Origin of the sequence: Achromobacter deleyi (assembly GCF_902859705.1) — a bacterium.
In the GTDB taxonomy this organism is placed as follows: Bacteria; Pseudomonadota; Gammaproteobacteria; order Burkholderiales; family Burkholderiaceae_B; genus Achromobacter; species Achromobacter deleyi.
Genome location: NZ_CADIJO010000012.1, coordinates 131,617 through 158,388, shown reverse-complemented (window position 1 = coordinate 158,388; position 26,772 = coordinate 131,617). Strand labels below are relative to the sequence as shown.

At 67.0% G+C, this 26,772-nt stretch carries 24 protein-coding genes; 8 read left to right on the top strand and 16 right to left on the bottom strand.

Features of this window, described 5'->3' with window-relative positions:
* Positions 1-2: 2 nt before the first annotated feature.
* Positions 3-2,294: a UvrD-helicase domain-containing protein gene (locus HV798_RS18360; RefSeq protein WP_175191947.1), complete on the bottom strand. Its 2,292-nt coding sequence runs from the start codon at positions 2,292-2,294 to the stop codon at positions 3-5.
* The gene (locus tag HV798_RS18355) at positions 2,291-3,499 is read right to left on the bottom strand and encodes a DesA family fatty acid desaturase (protein WP_025135880.1); all 1,209 of its coding nucleotides are present in this window, start codon (positions 3,497-3,499) and stop codon (positions 2,291-2,293) included. The genes HV798_RS18360 and HV798_RS18355 overlap by 4 nt, the downstream gene beginning before the upstream one ends.
* Before the next feature lie 352 nt (positions 3,500-3,851).
* On the opposite strand from HV798_RS18355, the gene HV798_RS18350 reads away from it, so the two are divergent.
* The gene (locus HV798_RS18350; RefSeq protein ID WP_175191946.1) at positions 3,852-4,247 is read left to right on the top strand and encodes a hypothetical protein; all 396 of its coding nucleotides are present in this window, start codon (positions 3,852-3,854) and stop codon (positions 4,245-4,247) included.
* A 20-nt stretch (positions 4,248-4,267) separates the two neighbouring features.
* Here the strand turns inward: HV798_RS18350 and HV798_RS18345 are convergent, their stop codons facing one another.
* Positions 4,268-5,770 (bottom strand): RsmB/NOP family class I SAM-dependent RNA methyltransferase, encoded by a 1,503-nt coding sequence (locus HV798_RS18345; protein WP_425486155.1) that lies wholly within the window; start codon positions 5,768-5,770, stop codon positions 4,268-4,270.
* Positions 5,771-6,903: 1,133 nt separating this feature from the next.
* Positions 6,904-7,569, bottom strand: coding sequence for a phosphoribosylglycinamide formyltransferase (gene purN / locus HV798_RS18340; protein WP_175191945.1), 666 nt, complete (start codon positions 7,567-7,569; stop codon positions 6,904-6,906).
* 63 nt (positions 7,570-7,632) lie between these two features.
* Between purN and HV798_RS18335 the strand changes: the two genes are divergently transcribed.
* The 4 genes from HV798_RS18335 to coaBC all read left to right on the top strand — a co-directional run bounded on the left by HV798_RS18335 (position 7,633) and on the right by coaBC (position 13,361).
* Positions 7,633-8,598: a bifunctional riboflavin kinase/FAD synthetase gene (locus HV798_RS18335; RefSeq protein ID WP_025135876.1), complete on the top strand. Its 966-nt coding sequence runs from the start codon at positions 7,633-7,635 to the stop codon at positions 8,596-8,598.
* The gene (ileS, locus tag HV798_RS18330) at positions 8,588-11,449 is read left to right on the top strand and encodes an isoleucine--tRNA ligase (protein ID WP_175191944.1); all 2,862 of its coding nucleotides are present in this window, start codon (positions 8,588-8,590) and stop codon (positions 11,447-11,449) included. Before HV798_RS18335 ends, ileS begins: the two co-directional genes overlap by 11 nt.
* A 2-nt stretch (positions 11,450-11,451) precedes the next feature.
* Positions 11,452-11,982: a signal peptidase II gene (gene lspA, locus HV798_RS18325; RefSeq protein ID WP_175191943.1), complete on the top strand. Its 531-nt coding sequence runs from the start codon at positions 11,452-11,454 to the stop codon at positions 11,980-11,982.
* A gap of 182 nt (positions 11,983-12,164) precedes the next feature.
* Entirely contained in the window at positions 12,165-13,361 is a 1,197-nt protein-coding gene (gene coaBC / locus HV798_RS18320; protein ID WP_175191942.1) for a bifunctional phosphopantothenoylcysteine decarboxylase/phosphopantothenate--cysteine ligase CoaBC, read from the top strand.
* A 145-nt stretch (positions 13,362-13,506) separates the two neighbouring features.
* Here the strand turns inward: coaBC and HV798_RS18315 are convergent, their stop codons facing one another.
* From HV798_RS18315 to HV798_RS18290, 6 genes are all read right to left on the bottom strand, one after another.
* A complete protein-coding gene (locus HV798_RS18315; RefSeq protein ID WP_175191941.1) occupies positions 13,507-14,496 on the bottom strand; it encodes a Bug family tripartite tricarboxylate transporter substrate binding protein in 990 nt (329 codons plus the stop codon).
* 14 nt (positions 14,497-14,510) lie between these two features.
* The gene (locus tag HV798_RS18310; RefSeq protein ID WP_175191940.1) at positions 14,511-15,200 is read right to left on the bottom strand and encodes an AroM family protein; all 690 of its coding nucleotides are present in this window, start codon (positions 15,198-15,200) and stop codon (positions 14,511-14,513) included.
* Positions 15,197-16,126 (bottom strand): DUF1177 domain-containing protein, encoded by a 930-nt coding sequence (locus tag HV798_RS18305; protein ID WP_175191939.1) that lies wholly within the window; start codon positions 16,124-16,126, stop codon positions 15,197-15,199. The genes HV798_RS18310 and HV798_RS18305 overlap by 4 nt, the downstream gene beginning before the upstream one ends.
* Entirely contained in the window at positions 16,123-16,827 is a 705-nt protein-coding gene (gene pepE, locus HV798_RS18300) for a dipeptidase PepE (protein WP_175191938.1), read from the bottom strand. Before pepE ends, HV798_RS18305 begins: the two co-directional genes overlap by 4 nt.
* Before the next feature lie 85 nt (positions 16,828-16,912).
* The gene (locus tag HV798_RS18295; RefSeq protein WP_175191937.1) at positions 16,913-17,680 is read right to left on the bottom strand and encodes an IclR family transcriptional regulator; all 768 of its coding nucleotides are present in this window, start codon (positions 17,678-17,680) and stop codon (positions 16,913-16,915) included.
* A gap of 170 nt (positions 17,681-17,850) precedes the next feature.
* The gene (locus HV798_RS18290; protein ID WP_175191936.1) at positions 17,851-18,891 is read right to left on the bottom strand and encodes a metal-dependent hydrolase; all 1,041 of its coding nucleotides are present in this window, start codon (positions 18,889-18,891) and stop codon (positions 17,851-17,853) included.
* A 107-nt stretch (positions 18,892-18,998) separates the two neighbouring features.
* Between HV798_RS18290 and HV798_RS18285 the strand changes: the two genes are divergently transcribed.
* From HV798_RS18285 to HV798_RS18275, 3 genes are all read left to right on the top strand, one after another.
* A complete protein-coding gene (locus HV798_RS18285; protein ID WP_025135868.1) occupies positions 18,999-19,637 on the top strand; it encodes a DedA family protein in 639 nt (212 codons plus the stop codon).
* Between the two features lie 39 nt (positions 19,638-19,676).
* Entirely contained in the window at positions 19,677-20,222 is a 546-nt protein-coding gene (locus tag HV798_RS18280) for a hypothetical protein (protein WP_175191935.1), read from the top strand.
* A gap of 67 nt (positions 20,223-20,289) precedes the next feature.
* Complete coding sequence (locus HV798_RS18275; RefSeq protein WP_175191934.1) at positions 20,290-20,976, top strand: dUTPase; 687 nt, start codon at positions 20,290-20,292, stop codon at positions 20,974-20,976.
* 116 nt (positions 20,977-21,092) lie between these two features.
* On the opposite strand, the gene HV798_RS18270 is transcribed toward HV798_RS18275, so the two are convergent.
* The 6 genes from HV798_RS18270 to HV798_RS18245 form a co-directional block, all read right to left on the bottom strand.
* Complete coding sequence (locus tag HV798_RS18270) at positions 21,093-22,205, bottom strand: NADH:flavin oxidoreductase/NADH oxidase (RefSeq protein ID WP_175191933.1); 1,113 nt, start codon at positions 22,203-22,205, stop codon at positions 21,093-21,095.
* Between the two features lie 194 nt (positions 22,206-22,399).
* On the bottom strand, positions 22,400-23,170 hold the full coding sequence (gene ehuA / locus HV798_RS18265; protein WP_175191932.1) for an ectoine/hydroxyectoine ABC transporter ATP-binding protein EhuA: 771 nt from the start codon (positions 23,168-23,170) through the stop codon (positions 22,400-22,402).
* The gene (ehuD, locus tag HV798_RS18260; RefSeq protein WP_025135863.1) at positions 23,167-23,838 is read right to left on the bottom strand and encodes an ectoine/hydroxyectoine ABC transporter permease subunit EhuD; all 672 of its coding nucleotides are present in this window, start codon (positions 23,836-23,838) and stop codon (positions 23,167-23,169) included. Before ehuD ends, ehuA begins: the two co-directional genes overlap by 4 nt.
* A complete protein-coding gene (ehuC, locus tag HV798_RS18255; protein ID WP_025135862.1) occupies positions 23,835-24,488 on the bottom strand; it encodes an ectoine/hydroxyectoine ABC transporter permease subunit EhuC in 654 nt (217 codons plus the stop codon). The genes ehuD and ehuC overlap by 4 nt, the downstream gene beginning before the upstream one ends.
* A 9-nt stretch (positions 24,489-24,497) precedes the next feature.
* Complete coding sequence (ehuB, locus tag HV798_RS18250) at positions 24,498-25,403, bottom strand: ectoine/hydroxyectoine ABC transporter substrate-binding protein EhuB (protein WP_175191931.1); 906 nt, start codon at positions 25,401-25,403, stop codon at positions 24,498-24,500.
* 211 nt (positions 25,404-25,614) lie between these two features.
* Complete coding sequence (locus HV798_RS18245; protein ID WP_175191930.1) at positions 25,615-26,769, bottom strand: ABC transporter substrate-binding protein; 1,155 nt, start codon at positions 26,767-26,769, stop codon at positions 25,615-25,617.
* Positions 26,770-26,772 lie beyond the last annotated feature (3 nt).

Below are 26,772 nucleotides of genomic sequence, written 5' to 3'. Positions count from 1 at the left end.
TGTCAACCTTGAACAATATCAAGCTTGGCGATGCCCAGCGCCAGGGTCTTGGCGCCCACATCGCGGAACTGGATTTCAGCCTGCGCGTCCTGCCCTGCACCGCTCAGGCCGATGATCGTGCCATCACCAAAACGGGCGTGATGGACACCCTGCCCCACACGATACTGCTTGTCGCCCACGGTGACACCGGTGGCCGTGCCGCGCGGTTGACGCGGCGCAATGGTGTTGGTGGGCTTGCGGCCAAAGGCATCGCCGCGATTGCCGTTCCAGCCCGCGCCCGTGCTGCTGACCGGCGCGAGGCCGGCCTTGGGCGACAGCCATTTCAGGTGCTGCTCGGGAATTTCATCCAGGAAGCGCGACCGCATGGCGTAGCGCGTCTGGCCATGCAGCATGCGGCTTTGCGCCAGGCTGATGTACAGGCGCTGGCGCGCACGGGTGATCGCCACGTACATCAGGCGGCGTTCTTCTTCCAGGCCGGACTGTTCAAGAATGCTGTTCTCGTGGGGGAACAGCCCTTCTTCGAGGCCGGTGATGAAGACCGCGTCGAATTCCAGGCCCTTGGCGGCGTGCACGGTCATGAGCTGCACGGCGTCCTGGCCCTGCTGGGCCTGGTTGTCGCCGGCTTCCAGGGCCGCGTGCGACAGGAATGCCGCCAGCGGCGTCATGGTGTCGGCCACGACCGGCGGCGCATCGACCACGCCCGGCATCAAGGTGGACGAGGTGTCCTGCGCGGGCGGCACGCCGGCCGGCAGGCTGTCGTAGTTTTCCTCGGACGCGAACACCGCCGCGGCGGTGATCAGTTCGTTCAAGTTTTCCAGCCGCTCGGCGCCTTCGCGTTCGGCCTTGTAATGGGCATTCAAGCCGCTGGTTTCGAGCATGTGCTCGACCATTTCGGGCAGCGGCAGGTCACGCGTCTCTTCGATCAGGCGATGGATCAGCTGCGCAAACTGGGCCAGGTTCGACCCGCCCTTGCCCGCCACCATGGCCACCGCCGCGTACAGGCTGCAATCGTGCGCGCGGGCCGCGTCGGCCAGTTGTTCGAGCGTGCGCGCGCCAATGCCGCGCGTGGGGAAATTGACCACCCGCATCCAGGACGTATCGTCGTGCGGATTGGCCATCAGGCGCAGGTAGGCCAGCGCGTGCTTGATTTCCTGGCGCTCGAAAAAGCGCAGGCCGCCGTAGACCTTGTAGGGAATGCCGGCCGAGAAGATGGCGTGTTCGATCACGCGCGATTGCGCGTTGCTGCGATACAGCACGGCGATCTCGCGGCGCAGGCTGCCTTCGTGGATCAGCGAACGGATTTCGTCCACGATCCATTGGGCTTCCATGCCGTCGGAAGGCTGTTCGATGACGCGCACCGGTTCGCCTTCGCCCTGGTCGGTCCAGAGGTTCTTGCCCAGGCGACCGCTGTTGTGGCCGATGAGCGCGTTGGCCGAATCCAGGATGTGGCCGTACGAACGGTAGTTCTGCTCAAGGCGGATGACGGTGCCGTGCGCGTAATCGCGCTCGAAGTCGGACATGTTGCCGACGTTGGCACCGCGGAACGCGTAAATGGACTGGTCGTCGTCACCCACGGCGAAGATCGCCGCGCCGCCGCCGGCCAACAGACGCAGCCACTTGTACTGCAGCGTGTTGGTGTCCTGGAACTCGTCGACCAGGATGTGGCGGAAACGGCGCTGGTAGTGCTCGCGCACCGGCGCATTGCGCGACAGCAATTCGTAGGCACGCAGCAGCAGCTCGGCGAAGTCGACCACGCCTTCGCGTTGGCATTGGGCTTCGTAGAGCTGGTAGATCTCGATCAGGCGGCGGCGGTGGGCATCGTAGGCTTCGACGTCGTTGGGACGCAGGCCTTCTTCCTTGGCGCCGTTGATGAAGCGCTGCACGTCACGCGGCGGATACTTCTCGTCGTCGACGCCGTTGGCCTTCATCAGGCGCTTGATGGCGGCCAGCTGATCGGTGACGTCGAGGATCTGGAAGGTCTGCGGCAGGCCGGCATCGCGATGGTGCGCGCGCAGCATGCGGTTGCACAGGCCGTGGAAGGTGCCGATCCAGAGGCCGCGCGTATCGATCGGCAGGATGGCCGACATGCGCGCCAGCATTTCGCGGGCAGCCTTGTTGGTGAACGTGACCGCCAGAAGCCCAAAAGGCGAAGCCTGGCCGGTTTGAATCAGCCAGGCCATGCGGGTGGTGAGCACCCGGGTCTTCCCGCTGCCCGCCCCGGCCAGGACCAGGGCGTGCTGCGGTTCTAACGTTACTGCGGCGCGTTGTTCAGGGTTGAGCTTCTCTAGCATCATGCCGCGTAGCGGCGCAGACGTTGAGCGAATTGCTCGAGCCCGGCGATGCCGCTTTGCTGGGCGCGCTGGCACCAGGCCTGCAGGTCATGAAGGAGCTGTTCGCTGCTGGCGCTGGAGCTTTCCCAGATGCGGCCGAGTTCGCGGCGCATCTGCACCAGGGTCGACAGCGACTGGTTCTGGGCAATGGCCTTGTCCACGGCTTCGAGCTGTTCCGGCTGAAGGATGTCTTCGTTGCGGTGGATGGCGCGACGCACCTTGTGCAGCTTGTTCCAGCCGCAATCGGCGTTGCCGTCCTGGCGCGAGGCCTTCAGCTTGGCGAGTTCTTCGCGGGCGGCGCTCTTGATCACGTCCGCGTAGCGGGCCATGACTTCGTAGCGGTGCGTGATCACGCCTTGCAGGGTGCGCAGGTCGATACCGGTCTTGGAGTCATCCAGCTTGAGCTTGGGCGCGACCTTCTTGATCTTGGCCAGGCCCAGGAACTTCAGGATGTTGATGTAGCACCAGCCGATGTCGAATTCGTACCACTTGGCCGAGAACTTGGCCGACGTGCCGTGGGCGTGGTGATTGTTGTGCAGCTCTTCGCCGCCGATCACGATGCCCCACGGGAACACGTTGGTGCTGGTGTCCGGGCTGTTGTAGTTGCGGTAGCCCCAGTAGTGGCCGATGCCGTTGACGACGCCAGCCGCCCAGAAGGGAATCCAGGCCATCTGGACAGCCCAGACCGTGACGCCGATGGCGCCGAACAGGGCGATGTCGATGGCGAGCATGCTGAGCACGCCCCACAGGCTGTGCTTGCTGTAGACGTTGCGTTCGAGCCAATCGTCAGGCGTGCCGTGGCCGAACTTGGCCATGGTTTCCTTGTTGTTGGATTCTTCGCGGTAGAGCTCGGCGCCGCGGAACAGCACCTTCCAGATACCGAACAGGATGGGCGAATGGGGATCGCCTTCCTTCTCGCACTTGGCGTGGTGCTTGCGGTGGATGGCGACCCATTCCTTGGTGACCATGCCGGTCGTCATCCAGAGCCAGAAACGGAAGAAGTGCATGACAGCCGGATGCAAATCCAGACCGCGGTGCGCTTGGCTGCGATGGAGGAAGACCGTGACCGCGACAATGGTGATGTGCGTCACGACCAGGGTGAAAACGACGACCTGCCACCAAGAGGCTTGAGTCAGACCGCCGGCAATGAAGGAGAGGATGTAATCCATAAAGCTGTTATGAGCCTCGCTTGAAGAGTGCCTGAAGTTTAGCTTACCTTTGCCATCTTATGACAACGGAGTTTCAAAATAGTTTTTGAGCGAAATCAAGGACTAAGCCCCGCTTTTGAGCACAAAACCGCACGCTCGCGGCGGCACTGGCAAGCCGCGGACTGACACCGTGCGGGCTTCCGGCGGCGGGGCCGGCGCTTCCCGGAACTGGGGAAGCCTTCGCAAGGCATGGTGTTTTGGCTACATTTCGCCATTAAAGTTCCTGTCAGGTCCTGCGGCTGTCTTGCGGGCGCCATGCGTCTGGCGCACACTTCGGTCCGCTCGCCCCGTCACTTATCCGGTCCGCCCCCAGATGTTTCGCCACAAAGCCCGTCCCTATTTTATTGCACTGCTGGCCCTGTCCGGGCTGGCGGCCTCGACGCCCGCCCTCGCCCAGTCGATGAAAACCGGGGACGTCGCCGTGCTGGCGTCGTACTACGAAATACGGGGGTCGGATTGCCTGGCCTTGCGCGCCCCGCGCGTGACGATCACGCTGCAGCCGCGCCTGGGCACGGCCAGCATCGTGCAGACACGGGGCCAATCCGGCGATTCGGGACGTTGCGCATATAAGACAGTGCCGGTCGCCCAACTGGTCTACCAGGCCAACCAGCCCGGGTCGGACTCGCTGGCCTGGGAAGTGAAATACCAGAATAAGACGATCGGCATCCGCCGCTACAGCGCCACGCTGGGCATCGCGCCGGCCAACTGAGCCGGCGCGGCCCGCGTGCTTCAAGCCGCGGGCTTGGCGTCAGCGGGCTTGACCGGGGCCGGCTCGGCGTCGGCAGGTTCCGCCGCATCGGCCTCTTCGGCCAGCGCCGCCTCGGTCTCGTCAGCCACGTCAGTGGCTTCAGCTTGAACCGACTCCACTTCCGCCAGAACCACTTCGGCTTCGGCCTGGGCAGCCTGCACGACCGCGTCAGCCTCTGCCTCGGCAGCGCCTTCGACCGTATCCACGGCGTCCGCTTCTGCGTCGACCTCGGCCTGGGCCTCGGTGTCCGTGGCGGCGGTGGCCTTCTTGCGGCGTTCGAACACCGCGGCAAAGAAGCCGTCGGTGCCATGAACGTCGGGGCGCAGCTGGACGTAGGGGCCGTCCAGCTTCAGGTTTTCGCAGCGCGCCGCCAGGATTTCGGCTGCGTCCAGGCGTTCGAAATCAGGGTGGCTGGCCAGGAAACGCTCGGCCTGCACTTCATTTTCTTCGGCCAGCAGGCTGCAGGTGGCGTACACCAGGCGGCCGCCCGGGGCCACGCAACGCGCGGCGCTGTTCAGGATGCGTTCCTGCAACTGGCCCAGTTCGGCCAGCGCTTCGGGATGCTGGCGCCACTTCAGGTCGGGATTGCGGCGCAGGGTGCCGATGCCGCTGCACGGCGCATCGACCAGCACGCGCTGGGCCTTGCCGGCCAGGCGTTTGACGCGAGCGTCGTTTTCGCTGTCGATGACCACCGGCACCACGTTGGACAGGCCGCTGCGGGCAAAACGCGGCTTGGCGCGGGCCAGGCGGGCGGCCGACACGTCAAAGGCATAGAGACGACCGGTGGAACGCATCAGCGCGCCCAGCAGCAGGGTCTTGCCGCCGGCGCCGGCGCAGAAGTCGATGATCATTTCGCCGCGGCGCGGGGCTACCAGCAGGGCCAGCAACTGGCTGCCTTCGTCCTGCACTTCGATGCTGCCGTTTTCGAATTGCGGCCAGCGGTTGATCGCCGGGCGGCCTTCCATGCGGATGCCCCAGGGCGAGAACGGCATGGCCACGGGTTCGTAGCGGCCGGCGCTTTGCTGCAGTTCGGTCAGCATGGCGTCGCGCTCGACCTTGAGCGGGTTCACGCGCAGGTCCAGGCTGGCCTGCCGGTTCAGTGCGTCGATCAGGGTTTCGGGGCTGTCCATGGCGCCCAGGCGCTCGTCGAGCCAGTCGGGGATGCTGCCGCGCACGGCGCGTGGCAGGGTCGCCAGGTCGATCTGCTTGACGCGCTTGAGCCAGGCGGCTTCACCGGCATCCATGCCCTCTTCCAATGCGTCCACGCCCAGCGTCGCGGCCAGGCCCAGGATGGCCAGACGGCGCGAGGCGGGGCCAACCCCGCTTTCGCCGAATTGGCGGTAGCGGCGCAGGTGGCGCAGCACGTCATAGACGGCTTCAGCGACTTCGGAGCGGTCGCGGGCGCCCAGGCCGGGGTGATGGCGCAGCCAGTGCGACAGCGCGGCGTCGGCCGGGTAGGTCCATTGCAGGATCTCGCCCAGCACGCGCTGCACCTGGTCGATGCGGCTGGCGGCGTATGACAGGCGCGGGCGGTTGAACTGCGGTTTTTGCGGCGCGGCTTCGCGCTGGCCGTGGCCGGCGTCGTCACGCGGGCCGTTGTAGGACGGGCGGGAGTCCGGGCGGCCCTGGCCTTCGCGACGGTCCGAACCGAAGGAACCACGCTCGCCGCCACGGCTGTCGCCACGCGGGGCGCCGTAGGACGGGCGGGAGTCCGGGCGGCCCTGGCCTTCACGGCGGTGCGAACCGAAGGAACCGCGCTCGCCGCCACGGCTGTCGCCACGCGGGGCGCCGTAGGACGGGCGCGAGTCCGGACGGCCCTGGCCTTCGCGACGGTCCGAACCAAAGGAACCACGCTCACCGCCACGGCTGTCGCCACGCGGAGCGCCGTAGGACGGACGCGAATCCGGACGGCCCTGGCCTTCGCGACGGTCCGAACCGAAGGAACCGCGCTCGCCGCCACGGTTGTCGCCACGCGGGGCGCCGTAGGACGGGCGGGAATCCGGACGGCCTTGGCCTTCGCGACGGTCCGAACCGTAGGAACCACGCTCGCCGCCACGGCTGTCGCCGCGCGGGGCGCCGTAGGACGGACGGGAATCCGGACGGCCTTGGCCTTCGCGGCGCTCAGAACCGTAGGAACCACGCTCGCCGCCACGGCTGTCGCCGCGCGGGGCGTCATAGGACGGGCGCGGCGTCGGACGCCCCTGCCCTTCACGGCGCTCGGAACCGAAGGAACCGCGCTGACCGCCGCGGTTGTCGCCACGCGGGGCGTCATAGGACGGACGCGGGGCCGGACGGCCTTGGCCTTCGCGACGCTCGGCGCCGAAATTGCCGCGTTCTTCGCGGCGCTCGGATCCGAACGAGCCGCGTTCTTCGCGGCCGCCAGCGCGTTCGTCACGCGGGGCGCGTTCGCGCGGGGCGGCGTCGCGGGATTCGCCCTTGGGGCGCGAGAAGAAAGACCGACCGTCGCGGCCTTCGGCGGCTGCCCTCGGGGCGCCGGCCGGACGGGAACGCGGAGATTGGGGTTTGCTCATGGTGTATTCCAGTGGGGCGCAGGGATTGCGCCCGATAAATGCGATTCAGGGCCGCCGGGCGGCCCGCGATGCGTAAGGGTCGCGGCTCAGGACGCCGCGGACCAGGTGAACAGGCGGTCGGGATCGCCCTGCACGTCCACCCGGTGGTCGGTTGTCAGGGTAACCCGGCCTTCGGCCAGCCAGCGCACGGCGGCGGGAAAAGCCTGATGTTCTACCTCCAGCACGCGGTTGGCCAGCAATTCAGGGGTGTCGCCGGCCAGGACCGGCACGCAGCCCTGGGCGATGATCGGGCCGTGATCCAGCACCGGGGTGACGAAATGCACGGTACAGCCGTGCACCCGCACGCCGGTGGCCAGGGCCTGGGCGTGGGTATGCAGCCCGGGGAACGCCGGCAGCAGCGACGGGTGGATATTGACGAGCCGGCCGGCAAAGCGATTGACGAAGCCGGGCGTCAGGACCCGCATGAAGCCGGCCAGGATGACGAAATCGGGTTCGTGCAGGTCGATTTCAGCGGCCAGGGCTGCGTCGAACGCTTCGCGGCTGGCGTAATCCTTGTGATACAGGGCGGCCGTGGCAATGCCCTGCTCGGCGGCCCATTCGAGGCCGCCGGCATCCGGCCGGCTGGCGATGACGGCCGCGATGCGGGCGGGCCAGCCCTGCTCGCGGCAGGCCTGGACCAGCGCCTGCATATTGCTGCCGCGCCCTGAGATCAGGATGACGATGCGGCGCTGTGTAGTAGATGTTTCCGGCAAGATGACCAATCCAAATTGGGGATGTCGAACAATCCCGTAATCCAAAATTGTAAACTCTCGCTCGTGAAACCATCGCTGCGTATCTACCGATCCCTTCCTCCGCCCGCTCAGCGCGCCCCTTGCGCGCTGACCATCGGCAATTTCGACGGCGTCCACCGCGGCCATCAGGCCATGCTGGCGCGCGTCTGCCAGGTTGCCCGCGAGCGCGCGCTGACCCCGGCCGTGATGACGTTCGAACCGCATCCCCGCGAGTATTTCGCCACGCTGAACCACCGCCCGGAACTGGCGCCCACGCGCATTTCCGGCCTGCGTGACAAGCTGGCGGCGCTGGCGCGCTATGGCGTTTCCCAGGTCGTGGTCGAACGCTTCAATGCCCGCCTGGCCGAAATGTCGGCCAATGCCTTCATCGAGAACCTGCTGGTGGGGGGCCTGAACGCCAAGTGGCTGCTGGTGGGCGAAGACTTCCGCTTCGGCCACAAGCGCAGCGGCGACATCGACCTGCTGCGCGAAGCCGGCCTGCGCCATGGCTTCGAGGTCCAGACCCTGGCCGACGTGACCGACCGCCACGGCCACCGTATTTCCAGTTCGGAAGTGCGCACCGCGCTGGCCGTCGGCGACCTGGACCGGGCCCGCCACCTGCTGGGCCACCCCTTCCATATCAGCGGCCACGTGATCCACGGCCAGAAGCTGGGCCGCACCCTGGGCTTTCCCACCATGAACTTGCGGGTGGCCGAGCGCTGCGCGGCCCGTTCCGGCATTTACGTGGTGCAGGTCTACGGCCTGGGCGACCGCGCCTTGCCGGCCGTGGCCAGCCTGGGCGTGCGCCCCACGGTCGAAGACCGCGGCCGCGTGCTGCTTGAGTCACACCTGCTCGACGAGACCGTCAACGCATACGGTAAACTCGTGCGTATCGAATTCCTGCACAAGCTGCGGGACGAAGAAAAGTTTCCTGACCTCCCTTCCCTGACTGCCGCCATCGCCGAAGACGCGCGAAACGCGCGCGCCTATTTTGCCGTTCATGGACTATAAAAAGACCCTCAACCTGCCCGATACCCCCTTCCCCATGCGGGGCGACCTCGCCAAGCGCGAGCCCGCCTGGATTACGCAGTGGGAGGAAAACCACGTCTACCAGGCGATCCGCGCCGCCAGCAAGGGGCGCCCGCGCTTCGTGCTGCACGACGGCCCGCCCTACGCCAACGGCGACATCCATATCGGTCACGCGGTCAACAAGATCCTGAAAGACATCATCGTCAAGAGCCGCAACATGGCCGGCTACGACGCGCACTACGTGCCGGGCTGGGATTGCCACGGCATGCCGATCGAGATCCAGATCGAGAAAAAGTACGGCAAGCACCTGCCCGTGGCCGAAGTGCAGTCCAAGGCCCGCGCCTACGCGCTCGAGCAGATCGACCGCCAGCGCAAGGACTTCAAGCGCCTGGGCGTGCTGGGTGGCTGGGATCGTCCCTACATGACGATGAACTTCAGCAATGAAGCCGACGAAATCCGCGCCTTGGGCAGCATCCTGGACAAGGGCTACGTGTTCCGCGGCCTGAAGCCCGTGAACTGGTGTTTCGACTGTGGCTCGGCGCTGGCCGAAGCCGAAGTCGAATACGCCGACCGCGTCGACCCGGCGGTGGACGTGGCCTTCCCGTTCGCCGAACCGGCCAAGCTGGCCCAGGCCTTCGGCCTGGACTCGGTGGACGACGGCGCCATCGTCATCTGGACCACCACACCCTGGACCATCCCGTCCAACCAGGCGCTGAACGTGCACCCGGAAATCGAATACGCGCTGGTGCGCGTGTCGCCCGCGCCCAAGTTCGGTCCGCTGCTGCTGGTGGCGCGCGAGCGTGTCGAAGCCTGCCTGAAGTCGTGGGGCCTGGAAGGCGAAGTCATCGCCACCGCCCCGGGCGCTGCGCTGTCGGGCATTGAATTCCGCCATCCGCTGGCCCAGTTCGAAGCCGCCTACGACCGCAAGTCGCCCGTCTACCTGGGCGACTACGTCACGGCCGACTCGGGCACCGGCGTGGTGCACTCGGCCCCTGCCTACGGTATCGAAGACTTCATCTCGTGCAAGGCGCACGGCATGAAAGACACCGACTTCATCAGCCCGGTCATGGGCGACGGCAAGTACGCCGAGAGCCTGGCGCTCTTTGGCGGCCTGTCCATCTGGGATGCCAACCCCAAGATCGTCGAGGCCCTGACCGAAGCCGGCGCGCTGATGCACGTGGAAAAGCACAAGCACAGCTACATGCACTGCTGGCGCCACAAGACGCCCATCATCTACCGCGCCACCAGCCAATGGTTCGCCGGCATGGACGTGGCCCCGAAAGACGGCGGCCCGACCCTGCGCGAATCGGCGCTGGCCGGTATCGACGCCACGGCCTTCTACCCGGCCTGGGGCCGTGCCCGCCTGCACGCCATGATTGCCAACCGTCCGGACTGGACCCTGTCGCGCCAGCGCCAGTGGGGCGTGCCGATGGCGTTCTTCGTGCACAAGGAAACCGGCGAGCTGCATCCGCGCACGTCCGAACTGCTTGAACAGGTGGCGCAGCGCGTCGAGCAAGGCGGCATCGAGGCCTGGCAGGCGCTGGACCCGCGCGAATTGCTGGGCGACGAAGCCGACCAATACGAAAAGAACCGTGACACGCTGGACGTCTGGTTCGACTCCGGCAGCACCCATGCCACCGTGCTGGGCGGCAAGGACCACGCCTTCGCCGGCTCGCATGGCGCTGAACTCGCCTGGCCCGCCGACCTGTACCTGGAAGGCTCGGACCAGCATCGCGGCTGGTTCCATTCGTCGCTGCTGACCGGTTGCATGCTGTACGGCCAACCGCCCTACAAGGCCCTGCTCACGCACGGCTTCGTGGTGGACGGCCAGGGCCGCAAGATGAGCAAGTCGGTCGGCAACGTGATCGCCCCGCAAAAGGTGTCCGACTCGCTGGGCGCGGAAATCCTGCGCCTGTGGGTGGCTTCCACCGACTACTCGGGTGAACTGTCGATTTCCGACGAGATCCTCAAGCGCGTGGTCGAAGGCTACCGCCGCATCCGCAACACGCTGCGCTTCCTGCTGGCCAACCTGGCCGACTTCGACGCCGTGTCGCAAGCCGTGCCCTATGGCGAGCTGTTCGAGATCGACCGCTATGCGCTGGCCATGACCGCGCAGATGCAGGCCGAAGTGCAGGCCAACTACGAGCGCTACGACTTCCACCCGGCCGTGTCGCGCCTGCAGACGTTCTGCTCGGAAGACCTGGGCGCGTTCTACCTGGACATCCTGAAAGACCGCCTGTATACGTCCGCTGTCGACAGCGTGGCCCGCCGTTCGGCCCAGACCGCGCTGCTGGACATCACCCAGACGCTGCTCAAGCTGATGGCCCCGATCCTGTCGTTCACGGCCGAAGAAGCCTGGAAAGAACTGGTGGCCTCGGCCCTGAAGCACCAGGCCGACGCGGCCCGCGTGACCATCTTCACCGAGGTCTACCACGCGCTGCCGCCGTTCGCCGATGCCGAGGCCCTGTCTGCCAAGTGGACGCGCCTGCGCGCCATTCGCGCCGAAGTCCAGCGCAAGCTGGAAGAAGTGCGCACGGCAGGCGACATCGGTTCGTCGCTGCAGGCCGAAGTCGACCTGTACGCCAACGGCGAAGACCAGCAACTGCTGGCCAGCCTGGGCGACGACCTGCGCTTCGTGCTGATCGTCTCGCGCGCCACCGTGCACGCAGGCGAAGGCGAAACCCGCATCCAGGTCACGCCGTCGACGCACAAGAAGTGCGAACGCTGCTGGCACTGGCGCCTGGACGTGGGCCAGGATCCGGACCACCCCGAGATCTGCGGCCGCTGCGTGTCCAACCTGTTCGGCTCGGGCGAAGCCCGCGACAAGGCCTGAACATGGCCGGCCCCGCCCCGCAAGGCGCCAACGCGTCCGCGGCTGCCAGCGCGCCCCCCGCCAAGGTGGGCCGCTGGCTGGCCATCGCCCTGGCGATCATCGTGCTGGACCAGCTGACCAAGGTGTACTTCAACACCTCGTACCAGTACGGCGAACGCCTGAACCTGCTGCCGTTCTTCGACTTCACGCTGCTGTACAACCGCGGTGCGGCGTTCAGCTTCCTGGCGTCCGAAGAAGGCTGGCAGCGCTGGTTGTTCACCGCGCTGGGCATCGTGGCCGCCGTGGTCATCACCGTGATCCTGCGCCGCACCCGCGGCCAGCCGCGGTTCTGCCTGGCCCTGACGCTGATCCTGGGCGGCGCCATCGGCAACGTGATCGACCGCGTGGTCTATGGCCACGTGGTGGACTTCCTGCTGTTTTATTGGCGCGACTGGTATTTCCCCGCCTTCAACCTGGCGGACGTGGGCATCAGCTGCGGTGCGGTACTGCTGGTGCTGGACGAACTGCTGCGGGCGCGCAAGCCGCGGGCCTGATTTTTCATCCCGCATTGCCCCGAAAGACCCGGCCCCCGGCCGGGTTTTTTCTTGGGTTCTGTCTTGCGTTTTGTCCTGTTTGACGCCCCCTATCGGCATGGCGAACGGCGCAATACCGCAATGCAGAATAAAATCATTGTCCGTTCCTTGATTTGACGGCGCTTGCCCGCCGTCCGACCCTCATGCTCGACCTCGCCCGCAAACGCATCGTCCTCGGCCTGACCGGGGGCATCGCCTGCTACAAAATCGCCGAGCTGGTGCGGCGCATGACCGAACAAGGCGCCACCGTCGATGTGGTGATGACCGAAGCGGCCACGCACTTCATCACCCCCGTCACCATGCAGGCCCTGTCGGGCCGCCCGGTGTTCGTCGATGCCTGGGACGCACGCGTGCCCAACAACATGGCGCACATCGACCTGACACGCGGCGCCGATGCCGTGCTGATCGCCCCCGCCAGCACCGACTTCATGGCCAAGCTGGCGCACGGCATGGCCGACGACCTGCTGTCCACCCTGTGCGTGGCGCGCGCGTGCCCCCTGCTGGTAGCCCCCGCCATGAACCGCGAAATGTGGGCCAACCCGGCCACCCAGCGCAACGTGGCGCAGCTGCGCGCCGACGGCATCAGCGTGCTGGGTCCGTCCGCAGGCGAACAGGCCTGTGGCGAAACGGGCGACGGACGCATGCTGGAAGCGCATGAAATCCTGACCGACCTGATCGCCTTCTTCCAGCCCAAGCTGCTGGCCGGCCGCCACGTGCTGCTGACCGCCGGCCCCACGTCCGAGCCCGTGGACCCGGTGCGCGTGCTGAGCAACCGTTCGTCGGGCAAGACCGGCTACGCGCTGGCCCGCGCCGCGCGCGAAGCGGGCGCCCGCGTCACCCTGATCACCGGCGCGACCGCCCTGCCCGTGCCCCGCGGCGTTACCGCGCTATCGGTCACCACCGCACGCCAGATGCACGATGCCGTGATGGCCAGCGCCACCGACGCCGACATCTTCATTGCGGTCGCGGCAGTGGCCGACTGGCGCGTGAAGAACGTCAGCGCGCAAAAGCTCAAGAAAACCAGCGAAGGCGGCGGCGCGCCGCTGATGGAATTCGAGCCCAACCCCGACATCCTGGCCGAAGTGGCCAAGCTGAAAGACGGCCCCTGGTGCGTGGGCTTTGCCGCCGAAACCGAAAAGCTGGCCGAGCACGCCGAGGCCAAGCGCGCACGCAAGGGCATTCCGCTGCTGGTCGGCAACCTGGCGCACAAGGTGATGGACGCCGACACGACCGAACTGGTGCTGTTCGACGCCCAGGGCGCGCACCCGCTGCCGGCCGCCGACAAGCTCGATGCCGCCCGTCGATTGATTGCCGAGATCGCCGCGCGCCTGCCGGCCTGATCGGGGGGTACTGCCGGCGCAAGCGCCGGGCTTCAGCCAAAAAAAACGCCAGACGACAGTCTGGCGTTTTCACTTGATGGCGGCGTCACTGCCGAGGCAGCCAGTGACGCAACGTCTGACATCAAGTCAGGCGTCAATGCCGCCATTACTGCTCGAGGCTGATATTGGCCGCGCGCACGATGTCGGCCCATTGCTTGCGGTCGGTTTCCAGGAACTGGCCGAACTTCTCGGGCGTCATGCCGGTGACCGGTTCCGAGCCCAGGCCCGCCATCTTCTCGATCACCGACGGCTGCTTGAGCACGTCCTGCAGCGCCGCATAGTAGGCCGCCAGGACGTCCGCCGGCACGCCGGCCGGGGCGAACACGCCCTGCCAGGTCGGCATGTCGAAGCCCTTCAGGCCCTGCTCGTCCAACGTGGGCACGTTGGGCAACTGGGCCGAACGCTTGAGCGAGGCCACGGCGATGGCCTTGACCTTGCCCTGGCTGGCAAGCGGCGCAGCGGTGGAGATGTTGTCCATCGTCATGGCGATATGGCCGCCCAGCAGGTCGGTGATGACCGGCGCGGCGCCACGGTAAGCCGCATGCGGCACCTTCACGCCCATCTTGTACAGCATGGTCTCGGCGATCAGGTGGTTCGAGATACCCACGCCTGCCGTGCCGTAAGTCGCGGTGGGCGTCTTCTGGAAGTAGTCCTTCAACTCGGCCAGGTTGTTGGCCGGGACGTCCTTGTTGACGATCACGACGTTGGGCTGCACCGCCGCCAGCGTGATGGGCGTGAAATCAGCCGGCTTGTAGTTCGTGCCCTTCGGGTTCAGGACATGCGTGATGGCCATGGAGCCCGCAGCGGCAATGCCGATGGTGTAGCCGTCAGGTTGCGATTGCGACAGGCGATACGCCATGATGTTGCCGCCGGCCCCCGCCAGGTTCTCGACCACGACGGTCTGCCCCAGGCGCTGCGACAGCGGTTCGGCCAACAGGCGGGCCAGCGTGTCGGCAGAACCGCCGGGTGCGAACCCCACCAGCAGGCGCACCGGCTTGGTCGGTTTCCAGGCGTCGGCGGCCAAGGCCGGCGCAGCGGCCAGCGAACCGGCGATGAATACGGCGCCCACGGCGCGTTGCAAGGTGCTGCTGAACATGAAGTGGTTTCCCCTTATACCAATAATTGTGCGAGCGTCTGCGCCACCAGGCGGTTGGACAGCAGCACCGGGCGCCCCGACGCCGTTGCCACTGCCTGCCGCATGCGCTCGGCGTAACCCATGCAGTGCATGATGATGAAATCGCAGTCCGCCAGGTCGCGACCGGCCTGCGCGAATTGCTCGGCGGCGCGGTCCGCGTCGGCCTCGTAGGGCGAAGCGTGTGCGACGCGCGCCTCGCATTCCAGCGCAACGGCCAGGTGGAAGGCATCGACCTGAGCCGCCAGCGGCACCACCAGCCCGACCTTGCGGCAGTGCTGCGACAACCCTGCGACCAGATGATCCACGACCTGCTGCGGTTCGATCACCAGCGTACGCATCGGTGCGATGGCGGTACCGGTGCACAGCGGCACCAACAGGTCGTAGCCGGACGCGTCCGCCTCGCGCATCACTTGCGCCAGGCGGGCTTCGGCGGCGGTCGCATCCAGTTCGATCTGCGTGCCGTCGCGCAGCCGCGTGGCGAAGCGGTATTCGCCCGGGCGCGGCGCCAATGCGGCCAACGCGTCGGCGTCCAGGCCGTCCAGCGCGCCGAACTCCTCGATCTGCACATGCGCGCCGAGCAGCGGCGCCATTTCAGGCACGATATCGCTGCGCGGCGATTGGCCAATGGTGAAGAACGCGACGCGCCGTGGCGGGTGCCCGCTCATTGGGCGCTCCCGGGTTCGACCCCGGTGGTCTGCAGCCGCGCCAGCGAGCCGTAGCGGCTTTGCAGCGCATTCCACTCGGCCGCATCGACGAACGTCATGGCGCCCTGGCCGAACAGCTTGGCGATTTCGATGCAGAAGCGCATGGCGACATCGGCATCCACGGCGTTGGTCACGCCCGTGGCGCAGCCGGGCACGGCGGTCTGCGCGGTCAGCGCCACGCCGACGACGGGCGCGTCGGTGGCGATGGTGGGCTGCATCAACGAGTTGACGTGCGAAAGGCCGTTTTCGTAGGGCGTGATGTCCTGCGTGGTCAGCGGCAGCGTCAGCGGCAGTTCGCCGCTGACCCAGCCCATGACGTCCAGCATGGTTTCCGGAATGCGCAGCAGGTAGCCCTGCTTGGCCACCGGCGTCAGCGCCACGCCGCGCTGGTTCACCAGGCGGTTGCCGCGCGTGGTGTCGACCGAAAGAATGGCGTCCATGCGCGGGTCCACTTCATGCGACATCATTTCGCGCATGGGGAACGGCGACTTCATCATCGGCACCGGATGGTGCGGACGGGTGCCGGCGCGTGGGCAGATGTGGGTGCGGATGCGCACGGTGCCGGGCAGGACGTCGCCCTGGCGCGCCATGGCCATCAGCTTGAGCGCGGCGGCAATCGCGACCACGGCGCCGTCGCTATCGGACACCAGGCCGGTGACGGCCGGGCGTGCGCCGATGCCGCCCAGGCGGCCGATGATGCCCAACTGCGGCGCGGCGTCATCCGCGCCCGGGATGATGATGGACAGAAACTCGGTGGCAGCGCCGTCGCGTTCCAGCCGGGTCACGTCGACCTGGCAATTACCGGCCGCGCGCAGGTACTGCGCCACGGCTTCGCCGGTGATGTGGGCCGAGGACAGCAGCTCGATGGTGTCGATGACTTGCTTCATGCCGGGATCTCCAGCGGACCGGGGCGGAACACGCGCGGCTCGGCGTGGCCCAGGAACAGCGGCGCGTCGTGCGGACCGATCAGCGCCACGGCCTGGCCACGCACGCGCAGCGCCGCGCCCTCCGGCAGGCCCAGCACCGGCATGGTCGGGTTCAGCGTGCAGAATTCGGCCAGGCGCTGCGCGCGCGTTTCGCCGCGATGTCCGGGCGGGTGCGCATTGGTGTAGTGCGGATTGATCTGGAACGACAGCAGGCCCAGTGCATCGAAACCTTCGGGGTCGGTGATGGGCATGTCGTTGGTGGTGCAGATGCTGGGGCACGCCATGTTCGAGCCTGCGCTCCAGCCCAGGTAGGCGGCGCCTTCGCGCACGCGGCGCGCCACGACGTCGAGCAGGCCCTGGCGGCGCAGCTGGCCCAGCAGGTTGAAGGTGTTGCCGCCGCCCACGATGATGACCGCGGCCTCATTGAGCGCAGCCACGGGATCGGCGGCGCGATGCAGCCCCTGGATGTCCAGGCCCGTATCGGCCAGCGCCGACACGACCAGCGCGGTGTAGTCGTCCCAGTTGCGGGTCACGCCCGCGAACGGCACGAATACGGCCTTGGCGCCGGCCGGCAGCGCTTCGATCAGTTCGCGGATGTCGGGCAACGCATGCACCAGATAGCCGGCGTCGCTGCTGGAATTGCTGAGAAGCAGAAGGTTCATGAGGGTTCCTTGGAATCGGTAGGTCGGATGCCGCGCGGGCGCGGCCAGGATGCGGGAATGTCGGTCAGGGGAATCAGGCCGGGCATCAGCCCAGCCAATAGGGATCGTTCAGTTCGCGGCCCAGCGCCGCGACTTGCTGCATGAGAGATTCGCGCAGGGTCGCCACGCGGGCGGCATCGGCCTGGAAGGACACGAACGACAGGCACAGCCCGCGCAGTTCGCCGGTGGCCGGATCGCGCACCGCAGCCGCGACGGCGCCAATGCCCGGCATGGCCTGGTCGATGGCGACGCCGCAGTGGTCGGCGCGGGTCTGGGCGACGCGCTGGGCCAGTTCGCCGACAGTGGCCGGGCAATCCTTGCCTTCCACTGCCAGGGGCTGGGCGGGATCGGCGCCATACAGCGTGTCGAATTCGGTCTGGGTCAGGCGCGACAGCAACGCACGCCCCATCGCCGTGCCGGAAGCCGCGCGGCGCGAGCCGGGCGGGGACAGCACCTGCACCGGGTGCGAGCCATTCAAGCGTTGCAACACCACGGTTTCGCGCTGGTTCAGGGTGGACAGGTAGGCGGTCAGGCCACTGTCATCGGACAGCCGGGCCAAGACCTTGCGGCAGGCCTCGTCCAGCGGCGTGGCGTTCTGGCCGGCGCGCACCGCCTGGGTCAGCAAGGTACCCGGGCGATAGCGGCGGGTGGCCGCGTCCTGGTCCAGCATGCCGTAGTGCTGCATCTGGTTCAGCAGGCGCGACGCCGTGCTCTTGGGCATGGACAGCCGCTGCGCCACGTCGGTGAAGCTCAACTCGGCCACGCCGTCCGCATACAGCGACAGCACGCGTTGAACGCCGTCTAGAATACTCATGAATGTTCCACAAAACGGAACTACTGTTCCTTAATAGCGAACAAGAATAATCCAGGGCGGCCAAAAACAAAAGCCCCTCGCGTACGACGCGAAAGGGGCCTTCGACACCAGACCGGCGGGTGCGATGCGCGCCAGGGCCTGTTAACACTAAAAGGAGCCTCGCACAGGCCCTAGGGCGCCGCCTTTTCCGCCCATTGCGCCAGCGGCAGCGGCGGCTGGGCGTGCAGGATGCGGGCCAGCACCAGTTTCAATTCGGCCCAACCGCCCCGCTCGCCCGGCCAACTGGACGGGGTGACCGCGCGCCAGGCGCCATCGGGGCCGCGCTCGGCCATCTTGAAGCGGAAGTTGTAGTGGCCCGCCATGCCCATGCGCAGGTCCGTCACCACCAGCGCGTCGCCCATCACGTCGTAGCGCAGCCAGTCGTCGGTGAACCAGCGCAGCCGCTCGTGCAGCGGCACGCCGGCCAGCGCCTGGCCCACGTCCAGATTGAGCGGCTGGCGCAGGGATTCCGGTGGGTCCCGATCAAACCAGCTGCTGACGGCCTCGTAGTAGTGGCCATCGGGCGTCTTGGCGATCACGCGCCACAGCAGCGTGTTCAGCGGCATGGGCATCGCCCGCAGCTCGGTCACGGCGATGCCCTGCGCCTGCATCGCATCGCGCACCCGGTGCTCGGCAGCGATGCGGCCTGCCAAGCCGAAACCCAGGTAGGCCGTGCTGAACACCAGCGCCCCGGCCAGGAAGCGGCGGGCGTTGCGCGTCATGCCGACCGCCGCGGCGTACACCGCAGCCAGCAACAAGGGCACGGTATAGACGGGGTCGATGATGAAGATCGCCGACCAGCTTTCGGGAATGGACGGTATCGGCCAGAACAACTGCGTGCCATAGACGGTGAAGGCGTCCAGGAGCGGATGCGTCACCAACACCAGCCACAAGGTCAGGAACAGGCGCCTGCCGCTGTATTGCGCCTGGGGCCAATACTTGCGTATCAACCAGGCCAGCAGCGCCGCCAGTCCGGTCAGGACGAAGATCGAGTGCGAGAACCCGCGGTGGTAGGTCATCAGCGACACGGGGTCGGGATAGCGCATCAACACATCCAGATCCGGCACCGTCGCCAGCGCGGCGCCGTAGAACAGCGCCCGGCGCCCCTGCACGCGCCCCAGCAGCGCCCCCTGTATGCCCGCGCCCAGCACGGCCTGTGTAACCGAATCCATAGAACTCCGACGATAGCCTTCCGGTGGACCGCCATTTTCACCCGCCGTCCACGACGCAGGCGTTAAGATACCCGATTGCATTCAGCTAATTTTCAACTTCGACCCCCATGGACCACTATATCGACAAGATCGGCCTGCTGATCGAGACCAACCAGGCCTGGGCCGGCCCGATCACCTTCCTGCTGACGCTGGGTGAATCCATGGTGCTGCTGGGCCTGTTCATCCCCGCCACCGCCCTGATGCTGCTGACCGGCGGCCTGATCGGCGCGGGCACGCTGGACCTCTGGAGCATCCTGGCCTGGGGCATCGCCGGCGCCATCGTGGGCGACGCGCTGTCGTACGCGCTGGGCCGCTGGGCCGGCCCGACCGTGCTGCGTCGCTGGCCGCTCAAGCAACAGCGCACCGCGGTGGCCCGCGCGCGGCTGTTCTTCTACCGCTACGGCTTCGCCTCGGTGCTGATCGGCCGCTTCCTGGGCCCCATCCGCTCGACCATCCCGACGGTGGCCGGTGTGATGGGCATGGCCCATGGCCGTTTCCAGCTGGCCAACGTCGCGTCGGCCGTGCTGTGGATGCCGCTGATGCTGGCGCCGGGCTACATCACGGCGCGCAGCCTGGGCGCGGCCGAAAACGCGCAACAGATCGCCATGATGATCGGCGCGGGCTTCTCAGTGCTGCTAGGATTCGGGCTTCTGGTCGCGATGATGCGCAAACGCCGGCAGCCGGCGCGAGCGCGCCGCGGCAATTAGGGCCGATCCGTCGTCATCAGGCCCAGCCCGGAGAACAGCATGGCAATAGATATGGAGCCGAAAAACGGCGACTTCGCGCGCTACGTCGAGAACCTGTCACGGGCCGGCGGCGCTTCGCCCGGCCGCGTGCCCGACAAGGCCGAAACCCGCCGCCAGGCCAGCACCCCGGCCGCCACGCCCTCGGCCCCGCCGAGCGGTTCCACCAAGGATTCGCTGTACGACCTGACCTGGGGCAAATCCGCGCCCCCGCCGCTGCAATCGCGCCGCGCCGAACCCGCGCCGCTGGTGGGGGTGCCCGGCCAGGAAGACGCCGCCACGGTGTCCATGGCCAAGCGCGCGCGCCAGCGCAAGCTGGGCATCTTCCTGACCATCGCCGGCGCCATCGCCGGCTGGGCCGCGGTCAATATCGCGTTCAAGGCACTGCGCTCACCGCACTTCGACCTGGACGAGCTGATGCCGGCGGTGTTCCTGGCGTTCTTCGCGTTCATGCTGTTCAAGGCCGCCAGCGGCGCGCGCGATCCGCGCAAGCAGCCGCTGGGCAAACTGCCGCCGCTCAAGACCACCTCGTACCGCAAGGACGGCTGAACGCGGACGGCGGCGCCTGGCACCCCACGCAATGGTGCTAACATTTCCGCCGCCGTCGAAAGACCCCATGAATACCGGAGTGAAAGTGAACAACGTTGTCGGATTGAACCAGGCCCAGGCGGCCACGATGCTGAAGCTGCAAGGCGACTTGAACAGCATGATCAATCCGGACTGGATCAATGGCGGCGCCCGCTTCCTGCGCGCCGCCTTCGTCGAATCCGCCGAGGCGCTCGAGCACTACGGCTGGAAGTGGTGGAAAAAGCAGACCATCGATCTGCCCCAGGTGCAGATGGAACTGGTCGACATCCTGCATTTCTACCTGTCGCACACCATCGTGCAGGCCAAGGGCGACGTCGGCGCGGCCGCTGCCGCGCTGGTGGCCGACCTGGCCGGCCCGGCCTCGGTCACACTCGATGGCAAGAGCTACGCGCTGGCCAGCCTGACCGTGCCGGAACTGCTGGAACTGATCGGCGGCCTGGCCGTCTGCGGCCGCGCCAGCTTCAAGCTGCTGGAACAGAGCATGACGGCCTGCGAGATGACCTGGAACGATGCCTATACCCAGTACGTGTCCAAGAACGTGCTGAACATCTTCCGCCAGCAACACGGCTACAAGGAAGGCACCTACATCAAGATCTGGAACGGCGAAGAAGACAACGTCGTGCTGGCCCGCCTGCTGTCGCAACACGATGCCTCGCAAGCCGGCTTTGCCGACCTGCTGCATCGCGATCTGGAAGCCGCCTACGCCAAGCTGTAAGGCTCGCGCTTCGCCGCAAGGCCACATGAAAAACGCCGCTTTTCAAAGCGGCGTTTTTCATGGCGGATCGGTCTGGGTGGCGGACTCGCGTACGTCGCCCGGCTCCGCTGCGGCGGCTAGCGCTGGCCGAAGCGCGTTTCGCCGAACAGTTCTTTCTGCTCGCGCGGCTGCGACCGCCAATATTGGCGCGGCGCACTGACCTGGCCGCCCAGTTGCGCGGCAGCATGCCACGGCCAGCGCGGGTCGTACAGCATGCCGCGGGCCAGGGCCACCATGTCGGCCTGGCCATTGGCCAGGATGTCCTCGGCCTGCTGGGCCTCGGTGATCAGGCCCACGGTGATGGTGGGCAAGCCGACTTCGCGCTTGATCGCGTCGGCGAACGGCACCTGGTAATTCGGCCCCACCGGTATCTTCTGCTGCGACGACACGCCGCCACTGGAGACGTCGATGAACTCGCCCCCCAGTTCCTTGATGCGCAGTGCAAAGGCCTGGGTCTGTTCCAGGTCCCAGCCGCCGTCGACCCAATCGGTCGCCGACACGCGCACGCCCAGCGCCACCGACGCCGGGGTCACCTCGCGCACCGCGCGGAAGACTTCCAGCGGAAAGCGCATGCGGTTTTCCAGCGAGCCGCCGTATTCGTCATCGCGCTGATTGGCCAGGGGCGACAGGAACTGGTGCAGCAGGTAGCCGTGGGCGGCATGCAGCTCGATCGCGTCGAAACCCAGACGGATGGCACGGCGGGCGCTGTCCACGAAGGCATCGCGCACCCGCGCCAGGCCGGCCGCGTCCAGCGCGCGCGGCGGCGGCTCGGACGCGTTGTGGGCAATCGCCGACGGCGCCCAGCCCTGCCAGCCGCCCTGCTCGGGCGGCACCAGCTGGCCGCCTTCCCAGGGCGCATGGCTGGACGCCTTGCGGCCCGCATGGCCCAATTGAATGCCCAGCTTGATCGGAGAATAGCGCCGCACCGCCTGCACCACCCGGCCCAGCGCGGCCTCGGTCTCGTCCGACCACAGCCCCAGGTCGCCCGGGGAAATACGGCCGTCGGCCTCGACCGCGGTCGCTTCGGTGAACAGCAGCGCCGCCCCCGACAGGGCCAGGTGGCCCAGGTGGATCATGTGCCAATCAGTGGCCCGGCCCTCGTCGGCCGAGTACTCGCACATGGGCGCGATGACGATGCGATTGACCAGGTCGACATTGCCGACTGACGTGGGACTGAACAGGTGACTCATGCGAAGAACTCCGGGCGATGGACGCGGATGCACAGCATAGCGCCGCCCGGCGTGCCCGGCGGGAAATCCCAACGGACGCAACAGGGTTAAACGGCGGGGGTTCTGACTGCGGGACACAGACGCATCAACGCCCTGGTCGCGCCGCGCGCTGGCGGACGATGCAGGCGGCGCGCGCCGCCTGCGGCCCGGCCGCGCTACTGGCCTTCGATGACGCTATCCAGGAACTGGCGGGTTCGCGCCTCTTTGGGCGCGCTGAACAGTGTCTGCGACTCGGCGTCCTCGACGATGTTGCCCTCGTCGAAAAACAGGGTGCGGTCGGAGCTGCGTTCGGCGAATTTCATCTGGTGGGTGACGATGATCATCGTCATGCTGCGCCGGGCCGCCAGGTCGCGCAGGATCTGCAGGATGCCGCCCACCAGCTCCGGGTCCAGCGCCGACGTCACTTCGTCGAACAGCATGATCTCGGGGCACATCGCCAAGGCGCGGGCGATGCCGACGCGCTGCTTCTGCCCACCCGACAACTGCGCCGGATAGACATCCAGCTTGTCGCCCAGCCCCACCATGTCCAGGTATTCCACGGCGCGCTCGCGGGCCTGGTCGCGCGACATGCCCAGCACGTGCACCGGCGCTTCCATGGTGTTGCCCAGCGCGGTCATGTGAGGGAACAGGTTGAAGTGCTGGAACACCATGCCGATCTTGCCGCGCACGCGCCGCAGGTGGTCGGAATTGGCTCCGGCCGGACGGCCCTGTTCGTCGGTCCACATGGCCTGGCCATCGATCTCGATATCGCCGCTGGTGGGCCGGTCCAGCGTCATCAGGACACGCAGCAGGGTCGACTTGCCCGAGCCCGACGGGCCGATCACCGCGACGGTCTGGCCGGCCGGGATCTCCAGGTTGATGCCGCGCAGCACCTCGAGTTCGCCGTAGCGCTTGTGCAGGTTCTTGATGGTGACGCTTGCGCTCATCGCTTTCCTCCGTATCGTTGCAGTCGGGCCTCCAGGCCACGCACGCCCCAGGCCGCGACCAGGCTGAGCACCAGGAACAGCACGCCGACCAGGGTCAGGGGCTCGGTGTAGCGGAAGGTGCTGGAGCCGATCATCTTGCTTTGCTGCAGCAGTTCCACCACGGTGATGGCGGACAGCAGCGGCGTGTCCTTGAACATGGCCACCAGGTAATTGCCCAGCGCCGGTACCACCGGCGGAATCGCCTGCGGCAGCACCACGCCGACGGCGGTACGCCAGGGCGACATGTTCAGGGCGCGGGCGGCTTCCAGCTGGCCGCGCGGCACCGCCTCGATGCCGGCGCGGTAGACCTCGGCGCAATAGGTCGCGTAGTGCAGCCCCAGCGCCACGATGCCGGTCGCCAGCGGCGACATCTGCACCCCGGTCAGCGGCATCACGTAGAAGAGGAAATACATCTGCACCAGCAGCGGCGTGCTGCGCACGAACTCGATCACGAATGCCGTGGGCAGCGACACGATCGCCAGGCGCGAGCGCCGCATCAGGGCCAGCGCCAGGCCCAGCGTCACGGCCACCAGCATGCCCAGCACGGTGGCCTGGATGGTGATGATCAGCGCCGAGCCCAGGGTGGGCAGGATCTCCAGTGCGAAGGACCAGTCGAATATCGGTTTCATCGGACGCGGACCCTCCGTTCAAGCAGCCGCACGCCGGCCGTGATCAAGAGCGCCACCGCGAAGTACATCAGCAGCATCAAGGTGAAGATCTCGGTGGTGCGCAGGGTTTCGCTGCGCAGCAGCTGGCCGCGGAAGGTCAGGTCGGTGATGGTGATCAGCGACACCAGCGCGGTGTTCTTGAGCAGTTCGATCAACAGGTTGCCGGCCGGCGGCAGCATGGCCGGAATGGCCTGCGGCACGACGATGCGGCGCATGATCTGGCCGCGGGTCAGGTTCAACGCAACGCCCGCCTCGCGCTGGCCCGGCGGCACGGCGCGGATTGCGCCGCGCACCACTTCCGCGCCGTAGGCGCCGGCATTCAGGGCCAGCACCACGATGCCCACCAGCATGGCCGGCAGTTGCACGCCGAACAGCGGCAGCACGAAATAGAACCAGAACAGCTGCACCAGGGCCGACGTGCCGCGAAAGACCTCGACATAGATCGAGGCCACCCAGCGCACGGGCCGAAGCGTCGACAGGCGCCCGATGCCCGCGGCCAGCGCCAGCGGCACGGCCAGCACCACGGCACCCGCCATGATTTCCAGCGTCACTGCCAGCCCTTCGAGCAGCGGCGGCACCAGCTCGGCGATATGTTCGGATATGAGCGGCATCGGCGCCTCCTATTGGCCGGCGCAGAGCTTGGCGGCCGTGACGCCGTTGGGCAATTCCTGCGGCGTGAAGCCGAACGGCGCCACCAGTTGCTTGTGCTCTTCGGTGCCGATGAACTTGGCCAGCTCGGCGTTGAAGGCATCGGCAAAAGCCTTGTCGTCGGGGCGGAAGGCGTAGGCGCCGTAGCCGCGCACGCCCTTGCCATCGATCACCGGATCGGTGAACGGGTCGGCCTTTTCCAGGCCGCTGCCGGCATCGGTCTTGCCCATCAGGTCGTTGATGGTGAGAGCGGTGGCCGCATAGGCGTCGGCGCGGCCCGCCTGCACGCCGGACAGCGCACTGACCGCATCGGGAAACACCACCACCTGGCCGGGTGGCACCTTGACCTTGGAGGCGTACTCGCCTTCGATCGCGCCCACCACCACGCCCAGCTTGGCGTCGGGGTTCTTCACCACGTCTTCGTAGCTGTGCAGGTTCTTGGGGTTGCCCTGCTTGACCAGGAAGGCCTCGCCCACGCCATAGGTGGGGTCGGAAAACGCCACCTGGCCGCAACGTTCGGGCGTCACGTACATGCCCGCCGCGATGATGTCGAAACGCTTGGCCTGCAACCCGGGAATCAGCGAGCCGAACTCGGTCAGCACGCCTTCGACCTCATTGATGCCCATGCGCTTGAGCACCACCCGCGCAATCTCGACCGACTCGCCCGTGACCTTGGCCTCTTTGCTGTCCATGAAGGCAAACGGGGCCTCATTGGCATAGCCGATGCGGATCTTGCCGGCCGCCTTGGCGGCTTCCAGCGTGTTGGCGGCCGCGGGGGCCTTGCCGGCCGCGGTCTTGTCGCCGCCGGAGTCCGAGCAGGCGGCCAACAAGCCCAGGCTCAGGGCCAGCAGCAGGCGGCGGGTGGTTTGCAGGGTCATGGTCTTTTTCTCCCGAATTTATTTCTAGGTACATGGCTTCGCTAAAAATGATACGACATTAAATCATTTCACCTCTAATGATATGAACGAAAAAAAGCAGGCCGAAGCCTGCTTTTCCCGTGCGCTGCCCTATGACAGGTTAGAACACGTTACGAAGGGTAGACGACTATGTCGTCCCCATTTTTCGCCCCCATTTTTACTGATGAGGCCCCTATTGCGCGTACGAGAACTTGCCGTCGCGCACGACGCCCATGACGCGGGCGCGCTCGTCAAAGCCCTGGTGATTGTCTTTCGAGATATTGAGCACGCCATTGGGCACGATCAGGTCGCGGGTGTTTTCCAGGGCATCGCGCAGGGCCGCGCGGAATTCCGGCGTGCCGGGCTTGGCGCCGGTCTTGAGGGCGCGCGCCACGGCGGAATCCAGCAGCATCCAGGCGCCGTAAGCATCGCCGGCGAACTGAGTCAGCGTGTTGGCGCCGTACTGGCGTTCGTATTGGTCGGCAAAGGCCACAGCCACCTTCTTGACCGGGCTCGAGTCCGGCAGCTCGCGCGCCACCACGCCCGGGCCGGTGGGGAACAGCGTGCCTTCGACGTCCTTGCCGCCGACCTGCAGGAATTCGAGCGTGCCGATGCCGTGGGTCTGGTAGATGGTGCCGGTGTAGCCGCGTTCAAGCAGCGTCTTCTGCGGCAGGGCCGACGGCGTGCCGGCGCCCGCGATCAGCACGGCATCGGGCTTGGCGGCGATGACCTTGAGCACCTGCCCCACCACCGACGCGTCGGTGCGCTGGAAGCGTTCTTGCGCCACGATCTTCAGGTCGGAGCCGGCGGCGGCCGAGAATTCCTTCCACCAGCTGTCGCCGTAGGAATCGGCAAAGCCGATGAAGGCCACGTTCTTCAGACCTTTCTTTTTCATGTCTTCGACCAGCACCGTCGCCATCAGCGAATCGTTCTGGGGCATCTTGAAGGCCCATGCGCGCTTGGGGTCGGACAACGGCTCGACGATGACGCTGGACGCGGCCAGCGCGATCATCGGCGTGCGCGTTTCGGCCAGCACGTCCAGCGCAGCCAGGGCCGCGGCGGTGGTGTTGGGCCCGACGATGGCGTCGACCTTGTCTTCGGACGTGAGCTTGCGCAGGTTCTTGACGGCCCGGCTGACGTCGGTGCCGTCGTCCAGCACCACGTAGCGCGCCGGCTGGCCGCCCAGCGTGGCCGGCCACAGGCGGATCGCGTTGTTGGTCTGGATGCCGATCGCCGCGGCCGGGCCGGTGGTGGACACGTCCACACCGATGACGATGTCGGCACGGGCAGACAAGGCGGGGACGACCAGCGCGACCGCGCAGGCGTAACGGAGAAAAGTGCGGGACATGAC